General features: G+C 64.8%; 21 protein-coding genes and 2 pseudogenes. 11 read left to right on the top strand and 12 right to left on the bottom strand.

Annotated elements, in window-relative coordinates:
• Positions 1 to 172 precede the first annotated feature (172 nt).
• The 3 genes from AVL48_RS34145 to AVL48_RS34155 all read right to left on the bottom strand — a co-directional run bounded on the left by AVL48_RS34145 (position 173) and on the right by AVL48_RS34155 (position 3,074).
• A complete protein-coding gene (locus AVL48_RS34145) occupies positions 173 to 649 on the bottom strand; it encodes a DUF4142 domain-containing protein (RefSeq protein ID WP_082857858.1) in 477 nt (158 codons plus the stop codon).
• Between the two features lie 171 nt (positions 650 to 820).
• On the bottom strand, positions 821 to 1,171 hold the full coding sequence (locus AVL48_RS39335) for a hypothetical protein (RefSeq protein ID WP_143104921.1): 351 nt from the start codon (positions 1,169 to 1,171) through the stop codon (positions 821 to 823).
• Between the two features lie 1,663 nt (positions 1,172 to 2,834).
• The gene (locus AVL48_RS34155) at positions 2,835 to 3,074 is read right to left on the bottom strand and encodes a hypothetical protein (protein WP_061988163.1); all 240 of its coding nucleotides are present in this window, start codon (positions 3,072 to 3,074) and stop codon (positions 2,835 to 2,837) included.
• 253 nt (positions 3,075 to 3,327) lie between these two features.
• On the opposite strand from AVL48_RS34155, the gene AVL48_RS34160 reads away from it, so the two are divergent.
• The gene (locus tag AVL48_RS34160) at positions 3,328 to 3,933 is read left to right on the top strand and encodes a hypothetical protein (protein WP_061988165.1); all 606 of its coding nucleotides are present in this window, start codon (positions 3,328 to 3,330) and stop codon (positions 3,931 to 3,933) included.
• Between the two features lie 65 nt (positions 3,934 to 3,998).
• The gene (vanA, locus tag AVL48_RS34165) at positions 3,999 to 5,033 is read left to right on the top strand and encodes a D-alanine--(R)-lactate ligase (protein ID WP_061988167.1); all 1,035 of its coding nucleotides are present in this window, start codon (positions 3,999 to 4,001) and stop codon (positions 5,031 to 5,033) included.
• A 145-nt stretch (positions 5,034 to 5,178) separates the two neighbouring features.
• Here vanA and AVL48_RS40655 read toward each other — a convergent pair whose 3' ends face one another.
• On the bottom strand, positions 5,179 to 5,304 hold the full coding sequence (locus tag AVL48_RS40655) for a hypothetical protein (RefSeq protein ID WP_279626623.1): 126 nt from the start codon (positions 5,302 to 5,304) through the stop codon (positions 5,179 to 5,181).
• A gap of 202 nt (positions 5,305 to 5,506) precedes the next feature.
• Between AVL48_RS40655 and AVL48_RS34175 the strand changes: the two genes are divergently transcribed.
• The 3 genes and pseudogenes from AVL48_RS34175 to AVL48_RS34185 form a co-directional block, all read left to right on the top strand.
• A complete protein-coding gene (locus AVL48_RS34175; RefSeq protein WP_061988171.1) occupies positions 5,507 to 6,145 on the top strand; it encodes a GNAT family N-acetyltransferase in 639 nt (212 codons plus the stop codon).
• A 458-nt stretch (positions 6,146 to 6,603) separates the two neighbouring features.
• Complete coding sequence (locus tag AVL48_RS34180) at positions 6,604 to 6,831, top strand: hypothetical protein (protein ID WP_061988172.1); 228 nt, start codon at positions 6,604 to 6,606, stop codon at positions 6,829 to 6,831.
• A 154-nt stretch (positions 6,832 to 6,985) separates the two neighbouring features.
• Positions 6,986 to 7,426: pseudogene (locus tag AVL48_RS34185) on the top strand (Tn3 family transposase); the annotation flags it as partial.
• Between the two features lie 25 nt (positions 7,427 to 7,451).
• Here the strand turns inward: AVL48_RS34185 and AVL48_RS34190 are convergent.
• From AVL48_RS34190 to AVL48_RS34205, 4 genes are all read right to left on the bottom strand, one after another.
• Positions 7,452 to 7,805 carry a hypothetical protein gene (locus AVL48_RS34190; protein ID WP_061988176.1) on the bottom strand — a complete coding sequence of 118 codons (354 nt, stop codon included), beginning with the start codon at positions 7,803 to 7,805 and terminating at the stop codon, positions 7,452 to 7,454.
• A gap of 572 nt (positions 7,806 to 8,377) precedes the next feature.
• Positions 8,378 to 8,980: a hypothetical protein gene (locus AVL48_RS34195; protein WP_143104922.1), complete on the bottom strand. Its 603-nt coding sequence runs from the start codon at positions 8,978 to 8,980 to the stop codon at positions 8,378 to 8,380.
• A 439-nt stretch (positions 8,981 to 9,419) separates the two neighbouring features.
• The gene (locus tag AVL48_RS34200; protein ID WP_061988180.1) at positions 9,420 to 10,385 is read right to left on the bottom strand and encodes an alpha/beta fold hydrolase; all 966 of its coding nucleotides are present in this window, start codon (positions 10,383 to 10,385) and stop codon (positions 9,420 to 9,422) included.
• Between the two features lie 234 nt (positions 10,386 to 10,619).
• On the bottom strand, positions 10,620 to 11,747 hold the full coding sequence (locus AVL48_RS34205) for a hypothetical protein (RefSeq protein ID WP_208616214.1): 1,128 nt from the start codon (positions 11,745 to 11,747) through the stop codon (positions 10,620 to 10,622).
• 15 nt (positions 11,748 to 11,762) lie between these two features.
• Here AVL48_RS34205 and AVL48_RS39885 point away from each other — a divergent pair, with 15 nt between their 5' ends.
• Positions 11,763 to 11,900 carry a hypothetical protein gene (locus AVL48_RS39885; RefSeq protein WP_208616213.1) on the top strand — a complete coding sequence of 46 codons (138 nt, stop codon included), beginning with the start codon at positions 11,763 to 11,765 and terminating at the stop codon, positions 11,898 to 11,900.
• A 250-nt stretch (positions 11,901 to 12,150) separates the two neighbouring features.
• On the opposite strand, the pseudogene AVL48_RS34210 reads toward AVL48_RS39885, so the two are convergent.
• Positions 12,151 to 12,357, bottom strand: a pseudogene (locus tag AVL48_RS34210) (helix-turn-helix domain-containing protein); the annotation flags it as partial.
• 278 nt (positions 12,358 to 12,635) lie between these two features.
• Positions 12,636 to 14,636: a hypothetical protein gene (locus AVL48_RS34215; protein WP_143104923.1), complete on the bottom strand. Its 2,001-nt coding sequence runs from the start codon at positions 14,634 to 14,636 to the stop codon at positions 12,636 to 12,638.
• A gap of 417 nt (positions 14,637 to 15,053) precedes the next feature.
• Here AVL48_RS34215 and AVL48_RS39340 point away from each other — a divergent pair, with 417 nt between their 5' ends.
• The 4 genes from AVL48_RS39340 to AVL48_RS34230 all read left to right on the top strand — a co-directional run bounded on the left by AVL48_RS39340 (position 15,054) and on the right by AVL48_RS34230 (position 19,190).
• Positions 15,054 to 15,359, top strand: a complete 306-nt coding sequence (locus tag AVL48_RS39340; protein WP_143104924.1) for a hypothetical protein — start codon at positions 15,054 to 15,056, stop codon at positions 15,357 to 15,359.
• Positions 15,360 to 15,448: 89 nt separating this feature from the next.
• Positions 15,449 to 16,273, top strand: a complete 825-nt coding sequence (locus AVL48_RS39345) for a hypothetical protein (RefSeq protein WP_143104925.1) — start codon at positions 15,449 to 15,451, stop codon at positions 16,271 to 16,273.
• Between the two features lie 273 nt (positions 16,274 to 16,546).
• Positions 16,547 to 18,613 carry a GNAT family N-acetyltransferase gene (locus AVL48_RS34225; RefSeq protein WP_158070211.1) on the top strand — a complete coding sequence of 689 codons (2,067 nt, stop codon included), beginning with the start codon at positions 16,547 to 16,549 and terminating at the stop codon, positions 18,611 to 18,613.
• Between the two features lie 82 nt (positions 18,614 to 18,695).
• Entirely contained in the window at positions 18,696 to 19,190 is a 495-nt protein-coding gene (locus AVL48_RS34230; RefSeq protein WP_143104926.1) for an ASCH domain-containing protein, read from the top strand.
• A 20-nt stretch (positions 19,191 to 19,210) separates the two neighbouring features.
• Here AVL48_RS34230 and AVL48_RS34235 read toward each other — a convergent pair whose 3' ends face one another.
• On the bottom strand, positions 19,211 to 19,981 hold the full coding sequence (locus AVL48_RS34235) for a hypothetical protein (RefSeq protein WP_244162346.1): 771 nt from the start codon (positions 19,979 to 19,981) through the stop codon (positions 19,211 to 19,213).
• Positions 19,982 to 20,201: 220 nt separating this feature from the next.
• Positions 20,202 to 21,140 carry an integrase gene (locus AVL48_RS38765; RefSeq protein WP_244162345.1) on the bottom strand — a complete coding sequence of 313 codons (939 nt, stop codon included), beginning with the start codon at positions 21,138 to 21,140 and terminating at the stop codon, positions 20,202 to 20,204.
• A gap of 900 nt (positions 21,141 to 22,040) precedes the next feature.
• Between AVL48_RS38765 and AVL48_RS39350 the strand changes: the two genes are divergently transcribed.
• Positions 22,041 to 22,340, top strand: coding sequence for a hypothetical protein (locus AVL48_RS39350; RefSeq protein WP_143104927.1), 300 nt, complete (start codon positions 22,041 to 22,043; stop codon positions 22,338 to 22,340).
• Positions 22,341 to 22,646 lie beyond the last annotated feature (306 nt).

A 22,646-nucleotide genomic window follows, 5' to 3' on the forward strand; every position in this document is an offset into this window, starting at 1 on the left:
TGTCCTCACTGCCGCTGCCACGTTGCCGGAACGACCTGAGCGGCTTGCCTGAACGAGTGGTTTCCCGCCCTCGGTGATGGGATGAACCCCGGGCGACGCGACCGGCTCGCGCTGGCAGCAGCCAGCGGCCGCGCCGCAGCGCCCGGAGTTCGTCACGGGCGCAACGGGCGACTCACTCCGTGACGCCCAGCTTCTGCGCGAGCTTCTGCGACATCAAGTAGTGCTCGCGCAGTGTCGGGAGGGCATCCAGAGCGGCCTGCTTCAGCGACGGGTTCTCACCGTCCTTGGCTTCCTTCTCGAACGCGGCGATGGCGATCCGATGTCCCTCCAGCCCGACCTTCCGCACGTAGGCGCGGTCGAAATCGGCGCCGACCAGAGGCCGGAGCGAGTCCAGAAGGGCCATGTCGCTGTTGTCGTTCGGAATCACCACGCCCTTGGGGGCGACCGCCTTCAGCTGCACGGTCAGGCGCATGTGGTCGGCGATCATGTGCCGGGCGAAGGACCGCACGTCCGCGTTGGAGGTGTTCTTGTGCGCCATCTTCCCCGCGTCGACCTGCGTGCTGTGCTGCATCGTCGCGGCCTGGATGAAGTCCCTGTCGACAGCCGCCAGGACGCCGACAGCGGTAGTACTGGCGTTCTCGGTGGTCATGGTCTGCTCCCTTGCTCGGTGGTTCACCGCCCGAGATGGACACCTCGCCAACGTCGCCGCGGAGCCGCGCCGGACGGACAGCGCCTGACGGCGACCGCCTCTCCTGGCTACCTGGCCCGCGACACCGGATCCACCAGCCGCACCTAGCTCCACCCGTTCGAGGTGCCAGCTTCAACCCGCCGGGCCCCCCGCACACCACCCCATCACCGAACCTGCCAGGCGAGCGCCCAGGTTCACCGCACCGCCGTCACGATCCGGCGATGCCATCCGGCGACGCCGCATCCGCTGCGGGCCTGGTACGCCCTCGCGCAAACACCTCGTCACCACCGAGGACGGTGCCGAGCGCGGTACCAGGGCGACGTCGACCGGCCGGTCGTACTGGAGGAGATCGCCCACGCGATCCTGCGCGGCCAGCTCGTTCCCTACCCGCAGCACCGGTACGGAGGCCTCCCGTGGTGGTGGGTCCGGGTCGACGAACGCGCTCACGCGCACCGCATCGGAACCGGTGTCGAGGACGTTCATACCGAGCAAGCCCGCCCGGCACGCCCCCGCCGATAAGCGGACGGTTCAGTCCACCGCGTCGTCGAGGACCGTCAGGGCGGTCTCGTGCCGACGATCCTGACCTGGCCCCCCGGAACAGGTCGGCGGCCTTCGGAAGTGAGGACCTCCCGCTGAACACCGGGTGCTGGATGGTGTGGACGGGCGACTTTAACCGAGGCGCACTGGCGGTGGCCGGACCTCGCCGACCCGCTTTGCCCAGGTCTTCATCGCATCCGACTGCCCATGGGGATCCGGGGCGCCGAGCGCCCACCACACCGATGCCACCCCGGTTTCCAGCCTGCGTTCCGATCGCGGCAAAAGAGGGTTCGCGAGGTCAGGCGTGTTTCATAAGGCCCGATCGGCATTCTATCGGCAAAGGATGCCGAAATTGCGTTTTCTGTCGCGACTCTCCATTGTGGAGGGTGAGCGAGCCCCGTCACGCCGGGCGCCGGACGGCTACTTTTCAGATTCGCGGACACCCGCCACGACCCCTGTCATGGGAATGGCACAGGAGGCGGCATCTGCGGTATTCTGCCCCCAGGTATCCACTACTCATGCACCTCTCGTTCCGCTCCGGTCCCATCCCGCGCGGATCGCGATCGTGCGGGGTGGCCAGCTCTGCGACCTGCGGAGCGCCCCGCTCCGGTCGGACGGAGGAGTAGGGATGAGTAGCCACGATACCGGCGACGAGGGTCATCGGAGACGGAAGCGGTTCGCGCGAGCCTGTGCGGCTCTCGCGACGTTTCTGGAGGTAGGAGCCACTTCGGTGGAGTTCCTCCACGACGGCGCGAGCCTGACAGCGAAGGCTGTCAGGCTCGCGGCCGTAGGGCTCCGGGTGATGGCCAGATGGCTCGGCAGTAACCGGTAAGCCCTCGTCAACGTGGCTGGGCGGCCGCGCACGGTGGTAGCGCACCCCGCGGTCGTTCAGCCCCGCCTGCCAATCATACCGTGGAAACAAACTTACCGCCAATACTCTAACAAGAGTCAAACTGTGGAAACTTAGTTACCATTTATTGTTGTTGCCAGCGTGACTCTATGTGTGGCTTCAATGTGGCAACTTAGTTTCCGATGAAATAATAGTTTTAACTTTGGAAATAATTGCAGTTAGATGTTCCGGGTCAAATTGTTAAGGCCACTGTGGACGGCCCGGTCAGAAGTAGGACCTGGTCAGCGGGCCGCCCTTCCGGCCACCCGGGCAGACGGAGGGCCGGATCCGCCGCAGCGCGCAGCGCGGCCACCCTCCTGCGGGCTGCGCCTTCGGGTGTCGTTTGCTGGGGAAGTTCCGCCGTGCGGGCACGTGCTGACCGCGCAATCTCCGCCTTTCTGGGAGTTCGATGCAGGTGGCCGCACCGAACCACTGAAAACAGAGGCTGAGACCTGACCTGGGGGCAATGGGGGCAGTACCAGGGGCGCGGGACGAGCCGCTTCCTGTCAACGCGATCCGTTCGAAGCCTGGCTACCTTCAGTGATGCCCGGCTTCAGGGCTCTCGCCTCTCCGGAGGGGCCTACGGCGATCGGTTCACGGCAGGCGTCACTGACCTTGCGGAGCTCTGGATAGGGCCACCGGTCGTGGTCACCCGCTCGGCAGCGGCATACCGCCACGTTGACGGCACCGTCGGGCATTTCGCCCTCGCGGCCGGCTCCGTCAGGGCCGCAACGGCTCCGGCGGAGCCCCGACATGCACGACCTGGTAGCGAAAGCCCGGGTGGCCTGTCTCCCCCATCGGATTGCGGTCGGGGTACACATCAACGAAGATCTCTCCCTCTTCGCCGACGACGACGTGAGACTCCCAGGTGAGATCGCCCTGTACGACGCCGTCCGAGGCGTCGAACGCCAGCATGGCCACGTCAGCAGGATCGGTGATGTCAGGGTTGTCTGCGCTCATCAGCTCACGATAGGGAGTTCCACGCGGTCCGACGCCGGATCCGCCAGGTTACGAAGGACGACGACGTGTCCGTGCGGGCCCGGATCTTCCTCGGCGCAGGCCGTGGGACCTGAAAGTCCATCGCACGGTCCGCCCTGTCGTTTCGTCTGGCGAAGGCTTCCGCACGGCTCGGCCCGGTCCGAACCCCGTAGCCTGTCGGCGGCGCTAGCATCTGGTTCAGCCTGCCCCACACCAACACAGCCGAGGAACGCGAATGACCGTCGATGTCTCCTTCCGCATTCCCGCAAGGATTCAGGCAGGTCTAGACACCGGTGATCTGATCCGCTCCGGTGGTGTGGTGCGTAACCGTGTCGGACGCATCGTGACCTTCCTCGAGGAGGCCTCCAGGTTCACACCTGACGAGGGTGCGGTTGCCTCGGCGGCCTGGATGGTCAAGAAACCAGTCGTCATCGGAGGACTGGCGCTGGCCGCCGCCGCGGCCACTGCGGCCGTCGCGATCGCTCGCAGGCAGAATCGGGCACTGGCGGAGTGCGTCACGAACTACAACGACTCACTTCACGACTACCTTGAGGCTGTCCGCGACCAGAGCCTCACTGCCGCGATCGTCGACCGCCTCATCGCCGCTCTCGGCCTGGTTCAGGCCCACTCCGAGAGCGGCATCGTCACGATTGACCTCTCTGCCGAGCACCTGGAGACCCTGGTACAGGTCGTCATCAGCACCACTCGGCAGCGGGCCCAGGCGAACTCGATCGATCTCGATGAGTCACCGCCATCGCCCGCAGCCTCGACCCGCGCACCCGTCGTGAATCTTCGGCACTACCTCGAGATTCAACGCAGGACATTCAACGACGCAGCCTGATTGACTGCAGGATATTGTGGAAAACAAGCTCCTTAACTGTCTGAATTTCGAAACCGGGAGGCATCATGGCTAGGTTGAAGCTCGGCATCTTGTTCGGCGGTTCGGGCGAGGAGCACCTCGTCTCCGTCAAGTCGGCGCGTGAGGTGGCCAAGAGCCTCGATACGGCCAAGTACGAACCGTTCTGGATCGGCATCACCCGCGACGGCGCGTGGAAGCTCTGCGACGGCCCGGATGGGGACTGGGAAAGCGGCGACTGCCGCCCGGTCGCGGTGTCGCCGGACCGGAGCACCCGCGGCTTGCTGGTGCTGGACGAGGGTAAGTACGACTCGATCGGCCTGGATGTCGTGCTGCCCGTGCTGCATGGCAAGTTCGGTGAAGACGGCGCGATGCAAGGCCTGCTGGAACTTTCTGGCATCCCCTATGTCGGCTGCGATATCCCGAGTTCCGCAGTGTGTATGGACAAATCGCTGACCTACACCGTGGTCAGCAACGCCGGAATCGCCACCCCGAAATTCTGGATCGTCAACTCCGACGCGGATGTCGACCCCGACCAGCTCAACTACCCCGTTTTTGTGAAGCCGGCCCGGTCCGGTTCCGCCTTCGGGATCAGCAAGGTGTCCAGCAAGGAAGAACTGTCCGCAGCGCTGACCGCTGCCCGGGAATACGACGCGAAGGTGCTGATCGAGGAAGCCGTGGTCGGCAGCGAGGTCGGTAGCTCTATCCTGGGTAATGGTTCGGAGTTGCTGATCGGCGAGCTGGACCGGGTGGTGCTCACGCACGGATTCTTCAAGATTCACCAGGAAGCCTCGCCGGAAACCGGGTCCGAGAACTCCTCGTTCATTTGCCCCGCCGATATCTCCGACGAGTTGCGCGATCTGGTGAAGGAAACCGCGAAGGCCATTTACCGCGCGCTGGGCTGCCGCGGTCTGGCTCGGGTGGACCTGTTCGTTAAGGAAGACGGCAGTGTAGTGCTCAACGAGGTGAACACCCTGCCGGGGTTGACCTCCTACAGCCGTTACCCGCGGATGATGAAGGCCGCCGGCTTCTCGCTGACCGAGGTGATCGATCGGCTGGTGTCGTTGGCGCTGGCCGACAAGTGACCATGCACGAGAATTTCACCTTCGTTGACGAGCTGGTCACGGGAATTCGCTGGGACGCTCAGTACGCCACATTCGAGGGCCACTGGAAACCGCTCTGGGTCAGGCTGAAAGGCGGACCGGAGGCGGCGGACCGCCCGAGCGCCGACTACGTCGCACCGACGTGCTCGACCTGCAGCACGGCGACGCCGGAGTCCCCGGTCACCCGTTCCCACCTGACCGTCGTGCCCGCGTAGACGATCAGCCGCCCGCGAAAGGAGGCGTCCGCCGACACAGGCGGACGCCTCCTGTCGTTTCGCAGCACCACCTGCCGCGATCCGCTCCTGCCGGTCCTACGCGGACTGGTCGATCTCGGCGCGGAACCGGGCGCAGGTGGCGGCGTGTTCCTCTTCGTTGTCCTCGGGGTTGCTCTCGAACGGCCCAAGGTCGATCACCGTCTCGTGGCAGGTGGAGCACTCGAAACGGAGCGAGGGATCGTGGAAGGCCTCGCGTGGGAGATCGAGCTAGGCACGGCGATGGCCGAGGCGATCCGCGACGGAGTGATGGGCCGCGCCCACCGCGCGGGCCTGGCCGCCCGCGGCCGCGTGCACGGCCAGCCGGGATTCTCCCGCGCGGTCGCGCAGGCGTTCGCCGATCAGGGCCCCGATCAGGCGTTCGCAACCGCCTCCCTCGTGCTGGTGGCCGAGCACCGCGAGCACGGAGTGATCGGCACCGTGATCGCCTTCCCGCCGCCGAACGTGACCGAGCAGTACATGACCCACGCCGAGCGGATGAACGCCGCGGCGCCGGAGGTCCGCAAGCTCATGCTCGTCGGCATCGTGGGGCTGGTGAAGGTGGCCGTGTTGGCGGTAGCCGAAGCTCATCAGGGCAGCGGGCTCGGTGCCGCGCTGCTGAGCCGGGTCAAGAAGATCTTCTTCTCGCACGGATACGTCTTCGTCTACGGCCAGATCCGCCCGGACCACGCTGGTCTGGCCGCGTTCTACCGGCGCCAGGGTTTCGAAGTCCGTGAGCCGGACGAAGGCCTCGACCTGTGGGTCGTCTTCGGGATCCCCGGCGGAATCCAACCTGACCGGGGCGAGCGGTTCTTTGTCCGCACCCGGCCGCGCGAAGGCTGACAGACAAGGCGGGGCCGGGTGGTGCGTCGGGGTGATCAGCGTCCGGTCGTCGGCTCTGCGGCGGGAGCAGGCTGACGTACAGTGGGCCGCTGTGCCCAACAGAAGACACTCGGTCGGCCTGCTCGTAGCGGCCGGCGCCCTCGTTCTGGTCGCGTGCGACGGCTCTGCCGCGCCGGACGCTGATGGCCTCGATCCCGCGCAGTGCGCCAACCCGAATTTCGCCAGTGCTCACACGGATTCCTGTGTCGACAAAGTCTCCGAGCCGGAGACCCCGGCAACCGAAGCCGCCACCTTGTCCAACGGCTTGAAGGCCCGGCTCATCTCCGCGAAGTCCGAGACCGTGGATTCGAAAGGCTACGACTCCGGCCCAACCGCGAGCGTTTTGGTAACCATCACTACCGAGATCACGAACACCGGCAACGCGACGTTCGTCTTCCCCACGGCGAAGAGCAAGGTCCGTGCAGAGTTGCTACGGCCGCAACCACGCCAAGGCGACGGACTCGGCCGTTCAGAAGGGCGACATCACCGGCCTGCCAGAGCAGCTCGCTGCGGGCAAAGCGGCGACGATGACATCGACCTACACGATGCGCGCCGGGGGTGCGGACAACGTCGTCTTCCGGTTCAGTCTGGACACCACCACTACGGACGACATCACCTTCACGAAGGTTCAGACCTTGTACAACTAGTGCTCGCGCGCCACCCCAGATCCGAGGCCCAGACTTGTAAATCCGCCGAATGAGCGTCGCTGGTCCAGCCCCGCTCGGCGGCATGCGTGCGCGTGGTGCGGCCCGATCTCGGGCGCGTCGGCGACGATGACGTCGACCCTCACGATGCGGCGCCGCTGCCGCTTTGAAGGAGTATGGGGCGCTGCGCCGCACGATCTACGCCGCCCGCTACCTCGCCGATCCGGCCTATCGGCGGAAGATCTCGCGGCAGCTGAACAAGGGCGAATCCCTGCATGCACTGAAACGGGACCTGCTCTACGCCCACGAGGGCGCCGTCCGTGCGCGGCACCTGGAGACCCAGACCGAGCAGGCATGGTGCCTGACGCTGGCGACGAACGCGGTCATCGCCTTGACCACGGAGTACTACGGCCTGGCCATCGAGCAGATGCGCGCGGCCGGGCGTCGGATCGATGACGAGGTCCTGGCCCACATCTCCCCGGCACACAGCGAGAACATCAACTTCTTCGGCGCGATCGAGGTCGATATCGACAGCGAGCTCGCCCAGCTCGGTCCCACCGGCTACCGGCCGCTGCGTGTACGCGACACCCTGTTCTGACCCCGGCTACGAGGGGGACGGGAGATCAGTCGTGGATCTGGTGGGCGAAGCCGACTCCGGCGACGTTGTCCAGGTAGTCGGCGAGCACGAGATCGGAATCCGCGTCCTGGTTCGCGATGGAGCCCTGGGGCATCGCGACCGCGCGGCCGTGCGCGTCGAAGTACGCCACCGGGATGGGAGCCCGGTCGTCGGTGAAGAAGACCATGGTTCCCGCGGACGCCGGGGCCAGCGGCGCCGTGATGCCGTGGTGGGTGAACAACTTCTCGAACACCAGGCCCTGGTCGGCTTTATAGGTGCTGACCGAGGGCAGCCGGCCATCGCGAACATCGAGAACCAGAGCCTCCCCGGACACACTGAACGCGAGCCACGGGCACGGCATCACCGCCCTGCGGGCCGATGTCGGTACGGCGGGTGAACTTCGCGCGCAGCCCGGCCGGAGCGGCGAGGGCCACCACGACCGGATCACCGGTGGCGGGATCGCTCATGTTGTCACCGGCCGGGGCGACATCCACGACAGAGTCATCGGGCAAGGATGCCAACCCCGGCCGCCGCCACGATCAGGCGATCACCACGCGTGTGCCACTTACCCAGGAGACCGGGCGCACGGGTGAGGTCAGGTCCGTCGTTCGTCCAGACGGTTGATCATCTCGTTCACCGGATCCCGGCCTCGTCCCGGCAAGGGCGGTGATCGCCGTGCCTGAGCCTCGACCCACCGATCCCGGTGGTCCCGCTCCTCGGCGGTCAACCCCTCCGGCTCCGGACCGTCACCCGACAGCAGGTGATACGGATCCTCCAGATCACCCGGCGGATCCTCCCACCACCCAGCACGCCGCCACCGCGGCCGCGGTCGCCTGCTCTTCCCGCACACACTCAGACCGTAAGCCCGAACTTCCGCTCTGCGGCTCACTTCTCCACGATCGCGTGACCCCTCGCCCCTGTCCGGGCCGGTGTTCAGAAGTAGGGCCACCACACCGGACCGACTTTCGGGAGCAACAGGCGATACGACCTGTTCTTGCCGTCCCAGCAGTCGATCAGCGACCGCCACAACGGAATCGAGGTGGAACAAGCACGCTTGTCCGGCCAGCTGTGCGCCGTGGCGGCCGCTGGCCGCAGCACGGCGATCGAGGTGGTCGCGAAGGTGACGATCGCGTCGACGGCCCGGACGGCGGCCGCCTCGTCCACGACGGCCACCCGGCGGTCGCGCCCGGTCGCGGGCATGACCACGCCGGAGTGCTTGAGGGCGTCGGAGCGGTAGAGCTGTTCGGCGATGTCGAACTCGACCGACTCGGCACTGCGCTGGCACGACGCGTGAGCAGCACCGACGGTCGCGGCTTCCAGCCCGCACCACCGGATAAGCACCAAGCCTTCCCACGCCGCCCGCAGCACTCCCGCCGTGTCGGCGGCGTCGATCCGGCCGAAGTTCGCCGTGTGCAGCTCCCGCGCGACGACATCTCGCAGTTCATGAACGGCACCGGCCGCTCCGGTTGGCAGGCCGTCGCAGCCCCCGAGTTCAAGGACCCTGTCGTCCTCGCCTACCGCGACGGCACGTATCACCGCATCACCACGATCAAGGACGCGGGGAAAGGCTAGAGCGCGGGCGCTTTGAATGGGTCCTGCTCAGCCAGAAGCATTCGGCCGAAGGCTGTCGGCCAGGCCTATTGCCCCTTTGAGCACGGGCAATTGATTACGGGCTCCCTGGGCGCTCCCACTGTGCTCTAATCACCCCGTCCGAGTCCGGCACCACGGCACACCAATCCCCCATCACCCTGTCCGGCAGCATGCGCCAGAACGCCGGGCGGCCGGATCGCCCTACTGGTGGGCGGTGCGCGCCGTCAAAGTAGTTCGGCCACCCGCCGAACCCCTCCGCCGCCCGTCCCTTGTTCCTGTTCCGCTGCCCCTGGCCTCACACCCCATCCAATGGGCTTGAGAGGTGTGCGAGCGATCCCACGACACGTTCGGCGGGCCCAATTGGATCACCCCGTGGCCCGGATGGTCAGTGCCGGTTGGCCCGGAAGAAGTTCAGCAGCACGGGGTTGACCACGTCCGACCGTTCCCAGTGGACGTTGTGCCCGCACTCGTTGGCCACCATCGTGCTCACCCTGCGGAAGTGCCCGGCCAGCAGACGCTGCACCGGCGGTGACGTGTGCGGGTCGGCGTCCCCCCACAGCAGCAGGGTGGGCACGGTGAGCCGTTCGATCACGGCCCAGCTCAGCGAGGTCGCCCTGGGCTGGACGATCCCGTTGGGCCCGGCCCGGTGATGGATGTCCAGCCACCTGGCGACACCGTCCGGGTCGATCGCGCGGTAGGACGGGCCCAACTCCCGGAAGTGGATGGGCAGCGCGTCGACCTCGGGCGACCGCAACCGCTCCACCATGTCCTGGTAGTCCCGCTCCCGGACCTGAAGCACGCACGCGCCGATCACCAGGCTGTGCAACCGGTCCGGGTGGTTGAGCGCGTAGTCCATCGCGTACCAGCCGCCACCGGCAACGCCGACGACGTGAAACTTCCCGGCCCCCAGGAACTCCACGAGGTCGTGCAGATCCTCGATGCCGCTCCTTGGGTCGTTCGGGTCCTGCACCGGCGAGTTGGCGTACCCCCGACGCGAGTAGCCGATGACCCGGTACCCCGCACGGGCGAGGTACGGCTGCTGGTACGGCCAGCTTTCGCCACTGCCGCTCAGAGCGTGCAGCAGAACCACCGGCTCACCGGGCCCGCCGGTGTCCCAGTACCACAGCCGCGCCCCGGGCACCTGGAACCAGCCCTGGGTAGCCGGAACCTGCTCGGGCACCGGGATCGGGCGCACCGGGCTGCCGGGGCCCGGGACCGGAACGCCCGGTGGGTGCGCGTCGGCGGTCCCGTTGACCAGGGCCGTGCCGCCGAGCGCGAGCCCGGTTCCCTGCAACAGGGTCCGGCGGGATATCGGAAGCGACAGGTTCGGGTTGGCCTCGGCGTTGCCCATGTGACCTCATCTCGGGTGACCGGTTCCCGCCGCCGTGCCGGACGTGCCGAGGAGCCGAACCACTGGCGCATCGGTGAATCACGTGCCGAGTCGGGCGGATGTGGCGGCCGTCCGGAGCGTAGCGACGGTCCGCACTCGACTCCAAGTCTCCCACTGGCGGGCCCGGAACCACCACCATCGCAGCAAATCGGGGTCGCCGAGGTCGCGTATTCAACTGTCGCGAGTTCGTCGTGGTTATGGTGGTGAGTGATCGCCTGGGGCGTAGCGACTCCAGGCGATTCCTGCTCGTGAGGCGATTTTGGTGGTGGTGACGGGGTGGTAGCCGAGGGCGTCGGCGACCACGGGTGCAGGCATGGTGAGCACGTGCTGCTGGATGGCCGCGGTGCGCCCGGTTGTGGTGGGGACGCCGAGCTTGGTCACCAGCGCCCCAAGCGATCTGGGGTGCATCGGCTGTCCGGCGCGTCGGCCGGGAAATAGCCAGCGGGCGTTCGGGTTGGTGGCGGTGTTCATGTTGTCGCGCTGGCCGATCCAGGTGAGGAGTAGTTCGGCGACTGGTGCCGGAACCGGGGACGGTGGTTCTCCGAGGCGCAGCAGGACCTGGTCGCCGTCGCGGGTGAGGTCGTCGACGGTGAGCCGGACGATCCGGCTGAGCGGTTGGGCGGTTGGGCGGTTGGGCGGTTGGGCGTAGAGCAGCACGATCACGCCGGCGACTCGGGACCGCAGCGGCAGGTCGTGGCTGGTGAGCAGGCGGCCCAGGCGGGCAATCCGCTCGCGTTCGGCCAGCGGGGCGTTGCGGGTGATCGTTTGAGCGGGCAGTTGCATCGGCCGGGCGAGTTTGCTGACTATGGCCCAGAGCAGGAACCCGCGAAGTCGGCCCCGTTCGTGCTGACCGCGGCCGGTGTGCCAGGCGTCGATGTCGGCTTGGCAGCAGGTTTCCAAGGTGTGGCCGCGGTTGGAAAGCCAGCCGAGGAACTCAGTGGCCGCCTTGACCTGCCCGGAGGCGAAATAGCGCGTGGAGGGAGTCAGCGATTCCCGCGCGGCGCGGCGACGCAGCCGGGGCAGGACCTCCCAGGTGGCGAACCGCCGCGCGAGCTGTTCGTGGTCGGGAATGCCGATGCCGCCGAGATATTCGCCCAACAAACGCTCGAACGAGCAGATCTGCTTGTCTATCAGTGGCAGCACGCCGCAGGACATGAGGAGTTCCCTCAGGTGCCCGGCTGCTCGCCAGGGCTGGAGATGGTGGAACGCCTCGTGGGTGAGTTCGATGTCGCCGTCTCCCAGGCCGCGCAGCAACTTCACCGCCGCGCCGACGTTCGGTGGGCGTCCGCCGAGCCAGCTCAGCCCGGTGCGCGGGTTCTTCATCGCGACGAGCGTCGGGTGCAGCGGAAGCAGCTCGGGCCGAACCTGGCCGGTGCCGTCGTCCAGCAGCTCGGCGAGCCGGTCGGACAGGTGCAGCGAATGCAGAGGCGGCCCGCGCGCAGCTGGCTTTCCTGGCCGCAGCGCGAGCAGGCGTAGGACGGGCGGAAGCCGGCGCAGCCGGTGCAGCCGGTGCAGATCGCGACGGCGTCGGCAGGCCGGAGACAGGGCAGGATCCGGTGTTCACCGCACTCGGGGCAGCGCCCGTCGACGCGCAGGGCGCGGCACTCACAGGTGCGGCAGATCGGTCCGTCGGGCCAGACGGCGGCGAAGAAGCCGAACCGGTCGCAGCGCGCGCAGGTCCGTTTGTGCCAGCGCTCGAGTTGCTCCGGCGTGCGGTAGGCGGGACTCACTCGCCGGGCAGGATCCGGGCTGCGCGGGGTCGTAGCTTCGCGGCCACGGCTGAGGGCGCGGGGCGGTCGTCGGTGGCGGTTTTGCGGACGCCGGAGTTACCCGCGGTGGTGGCCACCAGGTCGGCCGGGGTGCAGCCGAGGATGTCGCAGAACGCCGACAGCACCTGTAGCGAGAGCCGTTCGGGGGTGCCGGAGACCAGGCGGTGGACCTGGGCTCCGCCCCCGCCCCGCCTACCTCACCAATCGCCTGCCAGAGCAAAGCAGGCAGTTGCTTGGTCATTGGGTAGCCGAACGCGGACATCCCCGCGCCAAGCACGACGACACTGTCATAGGAGCGGATGTCAGCGGTCATCGCTGACATCCGGTCGGCCAAAGGTGGTACTCCGAAGGTCACTGTCGCTTTCTAGCACGTCCGCGCCTGTCAGTCTGGAGTGCTGTTGGGATGTCCTGTCGCAGCCGGGTTCCTACCATCCATCCCGCATCACGGGTTCGCGCTATCCGGAGTACCCTCCGGACGCAGGTCCTTCCCAGAAAGCGCAATTACCTTCAAGCCATACACAGATGCCCGATCGATAGCAGCACGCTCAATCTCCGCCGGAATGCCATCGACCGATGCAAGGATATGTGCGTCGACACCAAGGCGTGCACTGGTGTCGAAGTCTCGGTCCAGTTGCGTCGACGTAAAGTCTTTAGCCTTAGATTTTACTTCCCCGGCAATGAATTGCTGGTCATGAATTCCAACTACGTCGATCTCGCGAGTAACGTCACCGAAGGTGGCAAGCACACCGCCAAGGAGATTGGTGTTTGCATCACGCTTGGTTAGCTCAGCAATGACAAGAAGGTGCGGCACGACGCCTTGATCACTGGCGCGATCGATCAGAGTGTTGAGCCGATAGTAGAGAGTAACGCTGTCAACGGACGTCGTGTAGCGGGAGGCCGCCCTGCACCCGGGACACCGAGCGACTGTCTCCACAGCAGCAAGTGGAACGAAGCTTCGAATCCCACACCGGTCGCAGTCGACTTCGAAGCCACGTTCGGCCCATCCGATCGAGCACAGTTTCTCCAACGCGCCCACAGGATCTGACATCTGGTGACCGACACGCGCTATGAACGCACTCGCACTGTCGTAGCGGCGTTCGCCGCGGCCTCCCCATCGAGCGCCGAACTCGTCGATCTCTTCGCCGGAGAGCCCGCTCGCGCGCATCCGTTCCATCTCACGACGGTAGGCCGTCGCACGAGGAGTCGTTAGATGCCTAATCGCTTCATAGACGCTCGGTTGCAAGAGGACAGCTGGGCCAGCGTCCTCCATGAGCGCGGCCGCTAGACGTCCCTTTTCCGACATGCTCCAAGTTGACACCCGATCGCCCACGAGTGCGGCTGTGGCCTCACTCTGAGACGGGATCGACAGGTCCACCTGATAGACGTTTGTGTTGTGCGTAGCAATCTGGACCGAACGCCCACGCCAAACGGCGGCGTTCGCAATCCTGGCTGCAAGGACGTCGCGTGCGGGCAAGGCATCAAGCAGGGTACTGCTTAACCGAAGCAAGAGCTTGCCGCCGCCCGAAAATTCAACTGGTGATGGGAATCGCAACTGGGCGCGCCCATCCGTCAAGAAGGTTTCCGTCTGTCGGACTTCCCCATAACGCCTCGAGAAGATAAAGAAGTGGCGAACGTCCAGGTTTACTCGATACGTGAACGGCGGTACGCGAAGATCTGCCGGGACCCTGAATCCCGTGCGAACCTCTTCATCTGTCAGCTTCAGTCCGAACACCTTCGTAGCGAGCTGGTGGAGCGCCACTTCCGGCACACTGCGGCTGATAACGACAACATCTGGTGCAAACTCGTCCGGCCGCGCCAGCTGACTGGCCCACTCGCGCGAGAACCCGGTCCAGCTCTCGACTTCGTCCGCTGGGATGATCACCATCGGGCACTGGCCGAAACTCGGACGTAGCGCCCTCAGGTTCCAAAATAGCAGGCAATCCTGAAAGTCTTCGTCACCCGCCACCCACAGGATCGCCGGGCTTGGCCACGAGTCCTCCGCGTAGTTCTCCCGAAACTGGTCAACCGTGCGGTCCAGGAAAGTCTGTCCTGCTAGCGCGGCTCGGGCTACCTGATCAGCAGTCGTTGGGCGACGGAACGACAAGACGTCCTTATGTTCTTCTGCATGATCCGCAGTGAAGTCACCCGCTAGGACGACCTGCCACAAGGACCCGTCGACACACGCCACGACTGGAGTCTGCTGCGACGAATGGTCGCGATAGGATGACAGCGCTATGGGATGAACGGTGAATCGAGTGGGTCCCGAGCGGTCGATGTCGTCGATCTCGGCAACTGGCAGCCCGCAAGATTCGGAGAGCTTCTGCACGAGATTGGCGGGCACGTCGACGTTCACCAACCCCTCGACACCTGCGGTCTCGATGACCTTCCGCCACCACTTCTCCACCTCACCGTCGGGACGAACCGGAATAATGGGTTCAGCCATTCCACCCCAACGGGTAGAAGCCTCTTGCACGGCGCGACGAAATCCCGCCTTGCTCCCGTCGTAGATGAGGTAGGCGGCGCGGGCAGGGAGAAGCTCGGCCTTGACCACGGCCGGCCCTGTTCGTCTTTCAGTAGTCATAGTCGAGGATCACATCACACAACACCGACACGATCGTGATCAACCGGGACAAAGGTAATATCTAACGAAGCCTGGAGACTGTAAGGACTTCAGCAGGCATCCCTTCATATTGTAAGTACGCAACGGACCGCGTGCTCGATCGAGCTCTTCTCAAGGGGGCAGACGGTCCTCAACATCTACTATTGCGGCCCGGTAACACTTGCCCATCAACTGAAGCGCCCAGACGGCTACCAACGAATTAGCACCACAAGCCGTCGAACGATCAACGCTGGAGAGTTCGTGAACATCTTCCTGTCTTCGGACAACCCACGATGGACCGCCCATAGCGAGGCTGACCTGCAAAGCGCCATCGATAGTGGCATCCTGGAAGAAACCCACTGGATGGACCTCAAACGAGAGATCAACTCAGGAAAGTCTGCGAACCGCGAGCTTGCTCGCGATCTGGCCTCCTTCGCTCTCGACGGTGGCACTCTGCTCGTTGGGATCGAGGAGACAGCATCCGGACTGACTCTTGTGCCGCAGGAGCTTGATGGCTTGGCAGGTCGATCGAATCGGTTGCTCGCAGCTTGCCGGATCCGCCCTTGAATGTCGTATGCAGGACAATCCCGAGCGCGGCGGAGACGTCCAAGGGATACCTGGTCGTTACGGTCCCTCCCAGCGGGCAGGCGCCGCACATGGTCGATCATCGTTACATCGGTCGTGGGCACAAGCAAAAGCAGTACCTGTCGGACGCCGAGGTCTTGCGGCTTCACCAACGACGCCGTTCAGTCGAAGTCGACCTTCTCGGGCTCCTCGACAAAGAAGTGGCACGCGATCCTGTGCCGAACGACCAGTCACATCTCTTCCTCCTAGCCGAGCCGCTCCCCGGTCGTGAAGGCATGCTGATGGACCTCGTCGGCAAGGAAGGTTGGCAAGAACGCCTCGTCAAGCTGCAGCATGAAGCAGTTCAGAAAACACAGTTCACCCCAAGGTTCTCGCCGGATCTCACCGAAGCGTCGAGACAGCATCGTCGCCCATCCGGGGCGGCCCTGAGCAGCTACCGGCTGCGCGGCGATCGCCAGCTTTCGTCCGAGTCCTCAAGCGAAAGTGTTATCGACCTTGAGTTTTCCGAAGATGGCGGCATGCGACTCTACTGCAGTCGCCTGTCGGACACGCTCAAAGATCAACGAGTCCTTTTCGACGCTGGCGCATTGACGTTGACCTGCCAGTTCATCGCCCTCCTCGCCGCCGTCACGGCGGAAGCCGGCTATCTCGGGATGTGGGGATTAGGGTTACGAGCGAACAACCTCGCGGGCTTACGCTCCTACGAGGACCTAAAAGGCATGTGGGGAGACGGCCCAGCCTACAGCGAGGACAACTATGACCGCACGGCCATGGCGAACTACGCCGATCTCAGCGAGTCACCTGGACGAGTAGCCGATGCACTGCTCGGTCGGTTTTTGCGTGCACTCGGAACCAACGAGACACATCAGAAGACGCTGGAAAAGTTCGGCAAGTAGCCACTGCTCCCTGGACACCTCGTGCACGCAGATGCGTCTCGAGGGCCCCAAGTCGGTGCCCGGCGCTGTCCGGCGTGCCAGCGGCATTGCTTCTCCAGCCCGATGACCAACAAGTATGCCGCTGCGCGGCGGTGGTCGGCTTACTCGACCAGACATTCGAATGGTGCGACCAGTCGAGTGAGGTTCCGGCGAAATCACTGGTGGCCACTGGCGTCGCTGACGACACTCTTGACCGTGGTCCACACAGCGGGAAGTCACATCACCATCGAGAGGGTGCCACACGCAGACCCCTCGACAATCGAGGCTGCCATCAAGCTTGGCGACAGCGCGCGGGCAACATTGGGACTGCTACCGCGTGCGGTGTACCACGACGCGGCCAGCAAAGGCTGCTTGCTGGTCGCACGGCACACCGATAGCGACGAAGTCATCGGCTACGCCCTCTTTCGGCTGCCGCGCGACGAGGTGGTACTCACTCACCTCTGCGTCGAGAACGAGCACCGCCACAGCGGCGTTGCACGCGCATTGGTCGATGAGGTTAGCAGGCGGCACGAGCGCAGACAGGGGATCCGGGCGAAGTGCCGCGACGATTATCCCGGGATCACTGCGACCTGGTCCAAACTTGGGTTCGAGCCACGGGCCAAAACGAAAGGCCGCGGCAAAGATGCCGCGGCGATGACGGTCTGGTGGCGCGACCACGGGCACCCAGACCTGTTCACTCTGCCGATGGACGAGCCTGCGGTGGTCCGCGTGGCCATCGACACCAACATCCTCCTCGACCTGCAGGTCCGATCGGAAAAAGTGAACGCCGAACGGTCCCAAGTGCTCGAGGTGGACGACCTCGTCGACCGGATCGAGATCATAGTGCCCCCGGGGCTGGAGCACGACCTCGACGACAAAGACGACGACCAGCGGAAACGGCTGCTCGAGGCCGCCGCCCAGTACGTCCGACCGCGTGGCAGCAGGGACCGCGCCGCCCGATTCTTCGAGATCGTCGAGGCGGTCGTCGCGGAGCACCTTCCCGGATACCGTCGGACTCACCAAGACCTTGCCGATCTATGGCAACTGGCCGAAACCGCAGCAGCGGGTATCAAGGTCTTCCTGACGTGGGACGAGCAGCTGAAGAACGCGGTGGCGCCGCTGCTGCGGAGTCTTCCCGACGTGCCCGAGTTGTCCCAGCTTCGTGTTCTCGATCCCGACCACCTGCTGATTCACCTCGATGAGCTGGCTCATGCGGCGGCGTACCGGCCGGACACGCTCAAGGGCAGTGCCTTCGAGACCGGACTGGCTGGCTCGTCGTCCGAGCCCACGCTCATGCGTTTCCTCGATCACCGCGGTGGTGAAACACGCGCGAAGCTCAAAGCAACGCTTCGTGAACTCGCCAGGTGCCGGCGGGAGCAACTGATCGTGACCGCGCCCGACGGCGAACCAGTGGCGTGCTACGCACTGATGGCTGTCGGCTCTGTGCTCCAAGTGCCGCTGCTTCGGCTGGCCGACCACCCCATCGCCCCCACGCTCGGCCGGCAACTGCTGTGGCACCTGCGTGAGCAGGCCAGAACTCGTGGCTGTTCCGTGGTGGACCTGGCCGACCCATACCTCCCGGTCCATCTCCAGAGCATCGCGCGTCACGAGCATTATCAGCATGTCGAGGATCATTGGTACGCCGTCGTCGTGGACAGGATCGATACCGCCGCCGAGGTCAGTGCGGCTGCGACCCATGCGTATCAGCACGTGGGTCTTGGTAACGCACCCCTCATTCCCGTCGGCGCCGACGCGGCCCTCGCGCACCACTACGAACGAGTCTGGTGGCCGGCCAAGATCACCGACAGTGCCCTCCCCCACTTCGCCGTGGCCATCAAACCCACCTGGAGCGCCGAGCTGATCGGCATGCCAGCGCCGCTGCACCGGAGGACTGAACTCGCGTTCGGCCGCGAACAGGTGTACTTCCGCAGCGGACGCAACAGCACACTAAGCGCACCTGGTCGGATCCTCTGGTACATGAGCAGCGGTCACCGAACCGGACCCGCGTCCTTCATCGGGACATCAGTGCTCGACGGGATCACCACAGGCACCCCCGAAGAGCTCTTCGCCGCCTACGGCCACTACGGCGTGTTCACACTCGCAAACATCGAAGACGCAGCCCGTGATGGCATCGCACAAGCCTTGCAACTGTCGGACACAGAACTGTTCCCGAACCCGGTCCTCCGAAAAAGCTACGACCAGCTACAACGCAAATACGGAGGCCCCAGAGCGGTGCAAGCACCCGTGAAAGTCTCAGCTGAGCTGTTCACCGCCATCTACCGACTCGGGCAACGCACGGCTTTGGACGTGCACGTGTCCTGAATCGCACCAGCACACCGGACACGGCGGGCCTCGAACTGCCCCAGCACGTTTTCGTCGGTGTTCCAGGCTAGGGTCCAGCCTCGTGAAGGCACGCACGACTCCCCCGGCAACGGCTGCCACGACGGCGCGACCACTGCTGCTGTCGTTACGTCCCCGCTTCGCCGAGGCGATCCTCGACGGCGTCAAGACCATCGAGCTGCGCCGTACCCGCGTGTCCGCCCCTCCTGGCACCAAACTGGTGCTCTACGCCAGCGCACCGACGATGGCCGTAGTCGGCGTCGCCACCCTGATCGACGTCCAAACGTCTACCCCAGGTCAGATATGGCGCCGCCACCGTCGACACGTCTGCATCAGCAAGACCGAGTACGACGAATACTTCGCCGGCACCGATCTCGCGACCGCAATCTCGATCAGCGCTCCCGAACGACTCGCTGCACCACACACGCTCGCCGCACTGCGCGCCGCCACCGGGTTCAGACCACCCCAGAGCTACCGTTACCTGAGCGAACTCGATCCTGACGTACTTCACGAAGCCGCAGCTGACAGCCAGGACCCACGCAATGCCTGCAAGCTGTAGGGAAACCGAGAGCTCTTCAGCTATTCGTTACTGGGTCGACCACAGGCTCGATCGTCGTCGTGGTTAACCAAGTGCTCAGCCTCCCATTTCGCCCGTACCGTACGCATCAGCAGGCGTGAGCGCTCGGCTCCCAGACCAAACTGTCGCATCAGGCCTTCCGCCGAGACCGGACGTTGGTGCTCCTCGCGATGAAGGCGGTCCACCTCGATAGCTCTCCCGATGAGGTCGTCGTCGAGCTTTGACAAGCTCGACCGCTTCGTAGGCGACGGGGACGTATCGATCTCCTGAGGCCATGTGTCCGAGGAACCTTCAGGCACCGCCGGGGCACGGCGGTTCGGCGACGGCGCCGGTTGCTCTGCAGGCGGCGCCGCGGAGGCGAGCTCACGAAGTAGCGCTGGGCCGACGTCTGCCCAGCCAATCAGCAGGAGCGGGCCAACTGCATCGAACAGCGCCCGACCGATCTCCCCAGCGATGAGCGGTTCGGCCACGTTCAGGGCCAGCGTGACGACGCTCGAGACCAACAATAGTCGACGCGCTGGCCGGATCACCTCGGCAGAGGCGCCACGCAACGACAGCTGCCGGATCGCGATCAGCAGCGCCAGCACCGACAGGTCCACGGCAGGCGCGACCAGCGGAGCAACCCATCCCGGCACACCGAGCTGAAGACCGAAAGCCAGGACATTGCCGAACCCGAACATGAACGTCAGCCCCACGATGACACCGACAATGACCGTGACCAGCTGAAGCACCGAGTCACGCTCGACCGGAAAACCAATAGCTTTGGCAGACACGAAGCAACTCCTCGTAACCAGCAATCCAAGATCAACTGGCGATATTCAGGCGACCGGAACGCGCCGCAACGCGTTCGAAGCCACTCCAACGAGGAGGAACGAGAGACCGCGGACCTGCGGGAACAGAGGAAACGCCTGGTCAGGAGCTAGATCGATCTTCCCTGACACGGAAGAGGTCACTGGTTCAATCCCAGTATCGCGCACCATCTGTTTTCGCAGGTCAGAAGCCCTGCTCCTCCTCGGAGGGGCGGGGCTTCTGACGTTCAATGGCGAGGTTCGGAGCGGTCTCCAACTGCCCGTCACGGAACGTGGCGTGCAGGTGCGGGAACCACTCCCCAGCGTCGTCCGCTCCCCCGGGGTGAGCGCGATCAGCGAGCCGATCCAGCGGGCCTCCATCGCTTGCAGAATCTGGCGGCGCATCAACGGAGTCACATGGTCGTAGACCCTCGCGATGCCCTTCATTCTCGGACCCAATCGTGCTCTGCGTGCGCCCCCTCGGGGATACCGTCCTCGGCGAGCCAGGTTGTGACTGTGCCGCCCCTCGTGGAAGGTGAAGGGCGGCAGGATCGGCTGCCGCAGACCGCGTGTGTTCAGCGTCACTGCCGTCCCAGACCGGGCGCCAGTAGGGGTTGCGGAAGTTCGACCGCCGCAACGGCGCACCTTCCGAACTGCAGAGAACGAACGGGAAGCTGCGGCTGTCCATCAGCTCCACGTAGAAGACCGCGATGCTCGGCGGCAACTCCACGGTCCGCGTCCCCGCCGGCGTCTTGGTCCGGCCCTTCTTCGTTCGGCCGCCCTGTCGTCTCGGCGTTACCGGACGAGTCGGCCTCGGCCCGAGATCAGCCAACCGTGAGGTGTCGATCCTACGGCCACCTTTGAACAGCCGTCCGCCGATCTCTTTCAGCGGCTCACGGATCTGGATCGCCCGCGCTTCGCTGTCGTACTCGTGCCGCTGCTGCCCGACCTGCTCACCCCAACGGGAACCGGTGTAGAAGTCGAGCAGCCCGAGCACGAATCCGGCGAGTTCGAGTCCGCTATCATAGAGCCGCATCGAGGCTCGCAGTGCCTGCGCCGGTGTCGCGACAAGCTTCTCGACCTCGAACTCGCCCGAAGCTGTTCCGGGGTTCGCTCGTCGTCGCACCATCGCGCACTGGCGCATGTCATGTCGCGGTGTAGTCGACTTTGTCGAGGTACTCGTGATCCTCGTTGCCGAGAATGTGCAGGAGTTGCTCGAGGGCGTACGTGTAGTTCGCCCAGGCTCTCCCGTTGGCGACCGGGCTGTCGATCTCGATCCGTCTGAACAGTTTCGCTTACCTTGACTCTTCGCGAGTTCGAGCATCACTGCCGTTATCGTCCGCTTCGTTCGCGTCCAGGAGTCCGGACTGTGCCGACTCAGGTAAACCACGTGCCATTTGTCGGGGTCGGGCGTCCAGCGGAGCCAGAAGATTGTTCCACCTGTGTCGTCGGAGGCGAACGGTACGAATCCGCCGGATCTGGAAATGGTGGATACGTGTTGTATTCGTATTACCAGACTGTCTTCACATTGGCCACGGCCTGGTCGAAGTCAGCCTGAAAGAATCCTAGATGGGCGTTACTCTGCATCGGATTAATGAGCCTGATTACCTGACGAAACATTCCCGACGGGAATCTGGCCATGAATTCTTTGCAGTCAGCCGGGAGAGGAGTTTTTAGGCGGCGCTCGGACATTCAGTCCACTTCGGAAGCCACGGAGCCGGCCCATCAAGCGTGGTGGCGATACTATCCACAAGGCGATGGTCAGTGACAGGCAAGGCGAGCTCCTTCACGGTCGTTCGCCCTGGCGCGCTGCTCGCGCGATCGACCGAGAAGAATTTACGAAAAGAGGCACGATGCGCATCGAGTCCCGGTTCTGTCCTCAGTTTCCCAACATACAATGAACGCGGTAGAGCAATAGACGCGAATGTCACCGGCGCAGATCATTGAACCTGGGATCCTGGGACCGGTCCCTGTGACCTTGCGGCAGACTTACCAGGCGAACATCGCCGACGGCGGCCCAGTCGCCAACCACAGGAGGAACACGATGTCCAATGTGAAACACCGGATCGCGAGCATCCTGACCATCATCGGTCTTTGCGCCGGGGCCGTGATGGCGACAAGCACCCCTGCCAGCGCCATTTCCGACTGCCACGGCTGGACGACAACCTCCGGTGCACGGGCTATCTGCGGAAGCACAGCGGGGGCTACCGACGAAATGCGCGTCGTCGCCTACTGCCCCGGCGGTTCGGTCAGGTACGGAAACTGGGTCAGCGCCTATTACTACTCCGACGCGTACTGCCCAGGTGGGGTACGGGCACGCACTTATGGTATTCAGGTTGCCTAGTTTCATGCGACCCTGAACGCTTTGCGCCGTCCGAGCCAACCGACACGCGTAACTGGTTGGACGACACACCTGCGTGGCCGGATTTTGGCGTGTGTCGCCCACGTGATCGAAGTCGTCGTCCCTCAAGTCGCGCGTGCCGGTTGTCTGCTAGTGGTAGCGAACCATGTCCGCCGATTGTCGTCGAGCGCTGGCTTCACGTTGCACGACCTCATCAGCGAGTTCTACGGTGTCGGTACCGTCTTGAGGCGCTGAGTGACAACCTAGAGGATTTGCCACCAACTGACGCCGTCGAGTCGCGGACTACTG

The organism is Amycolatopsis regifaucium (assembly GCF_001613935.1).
GTDB lineage: Bacteria > Actinomycetota > Actinomycetes > Mycobacteriales > Pseudonocardiaceae > Amycolatopsis > Amycolatopsis regifaucium.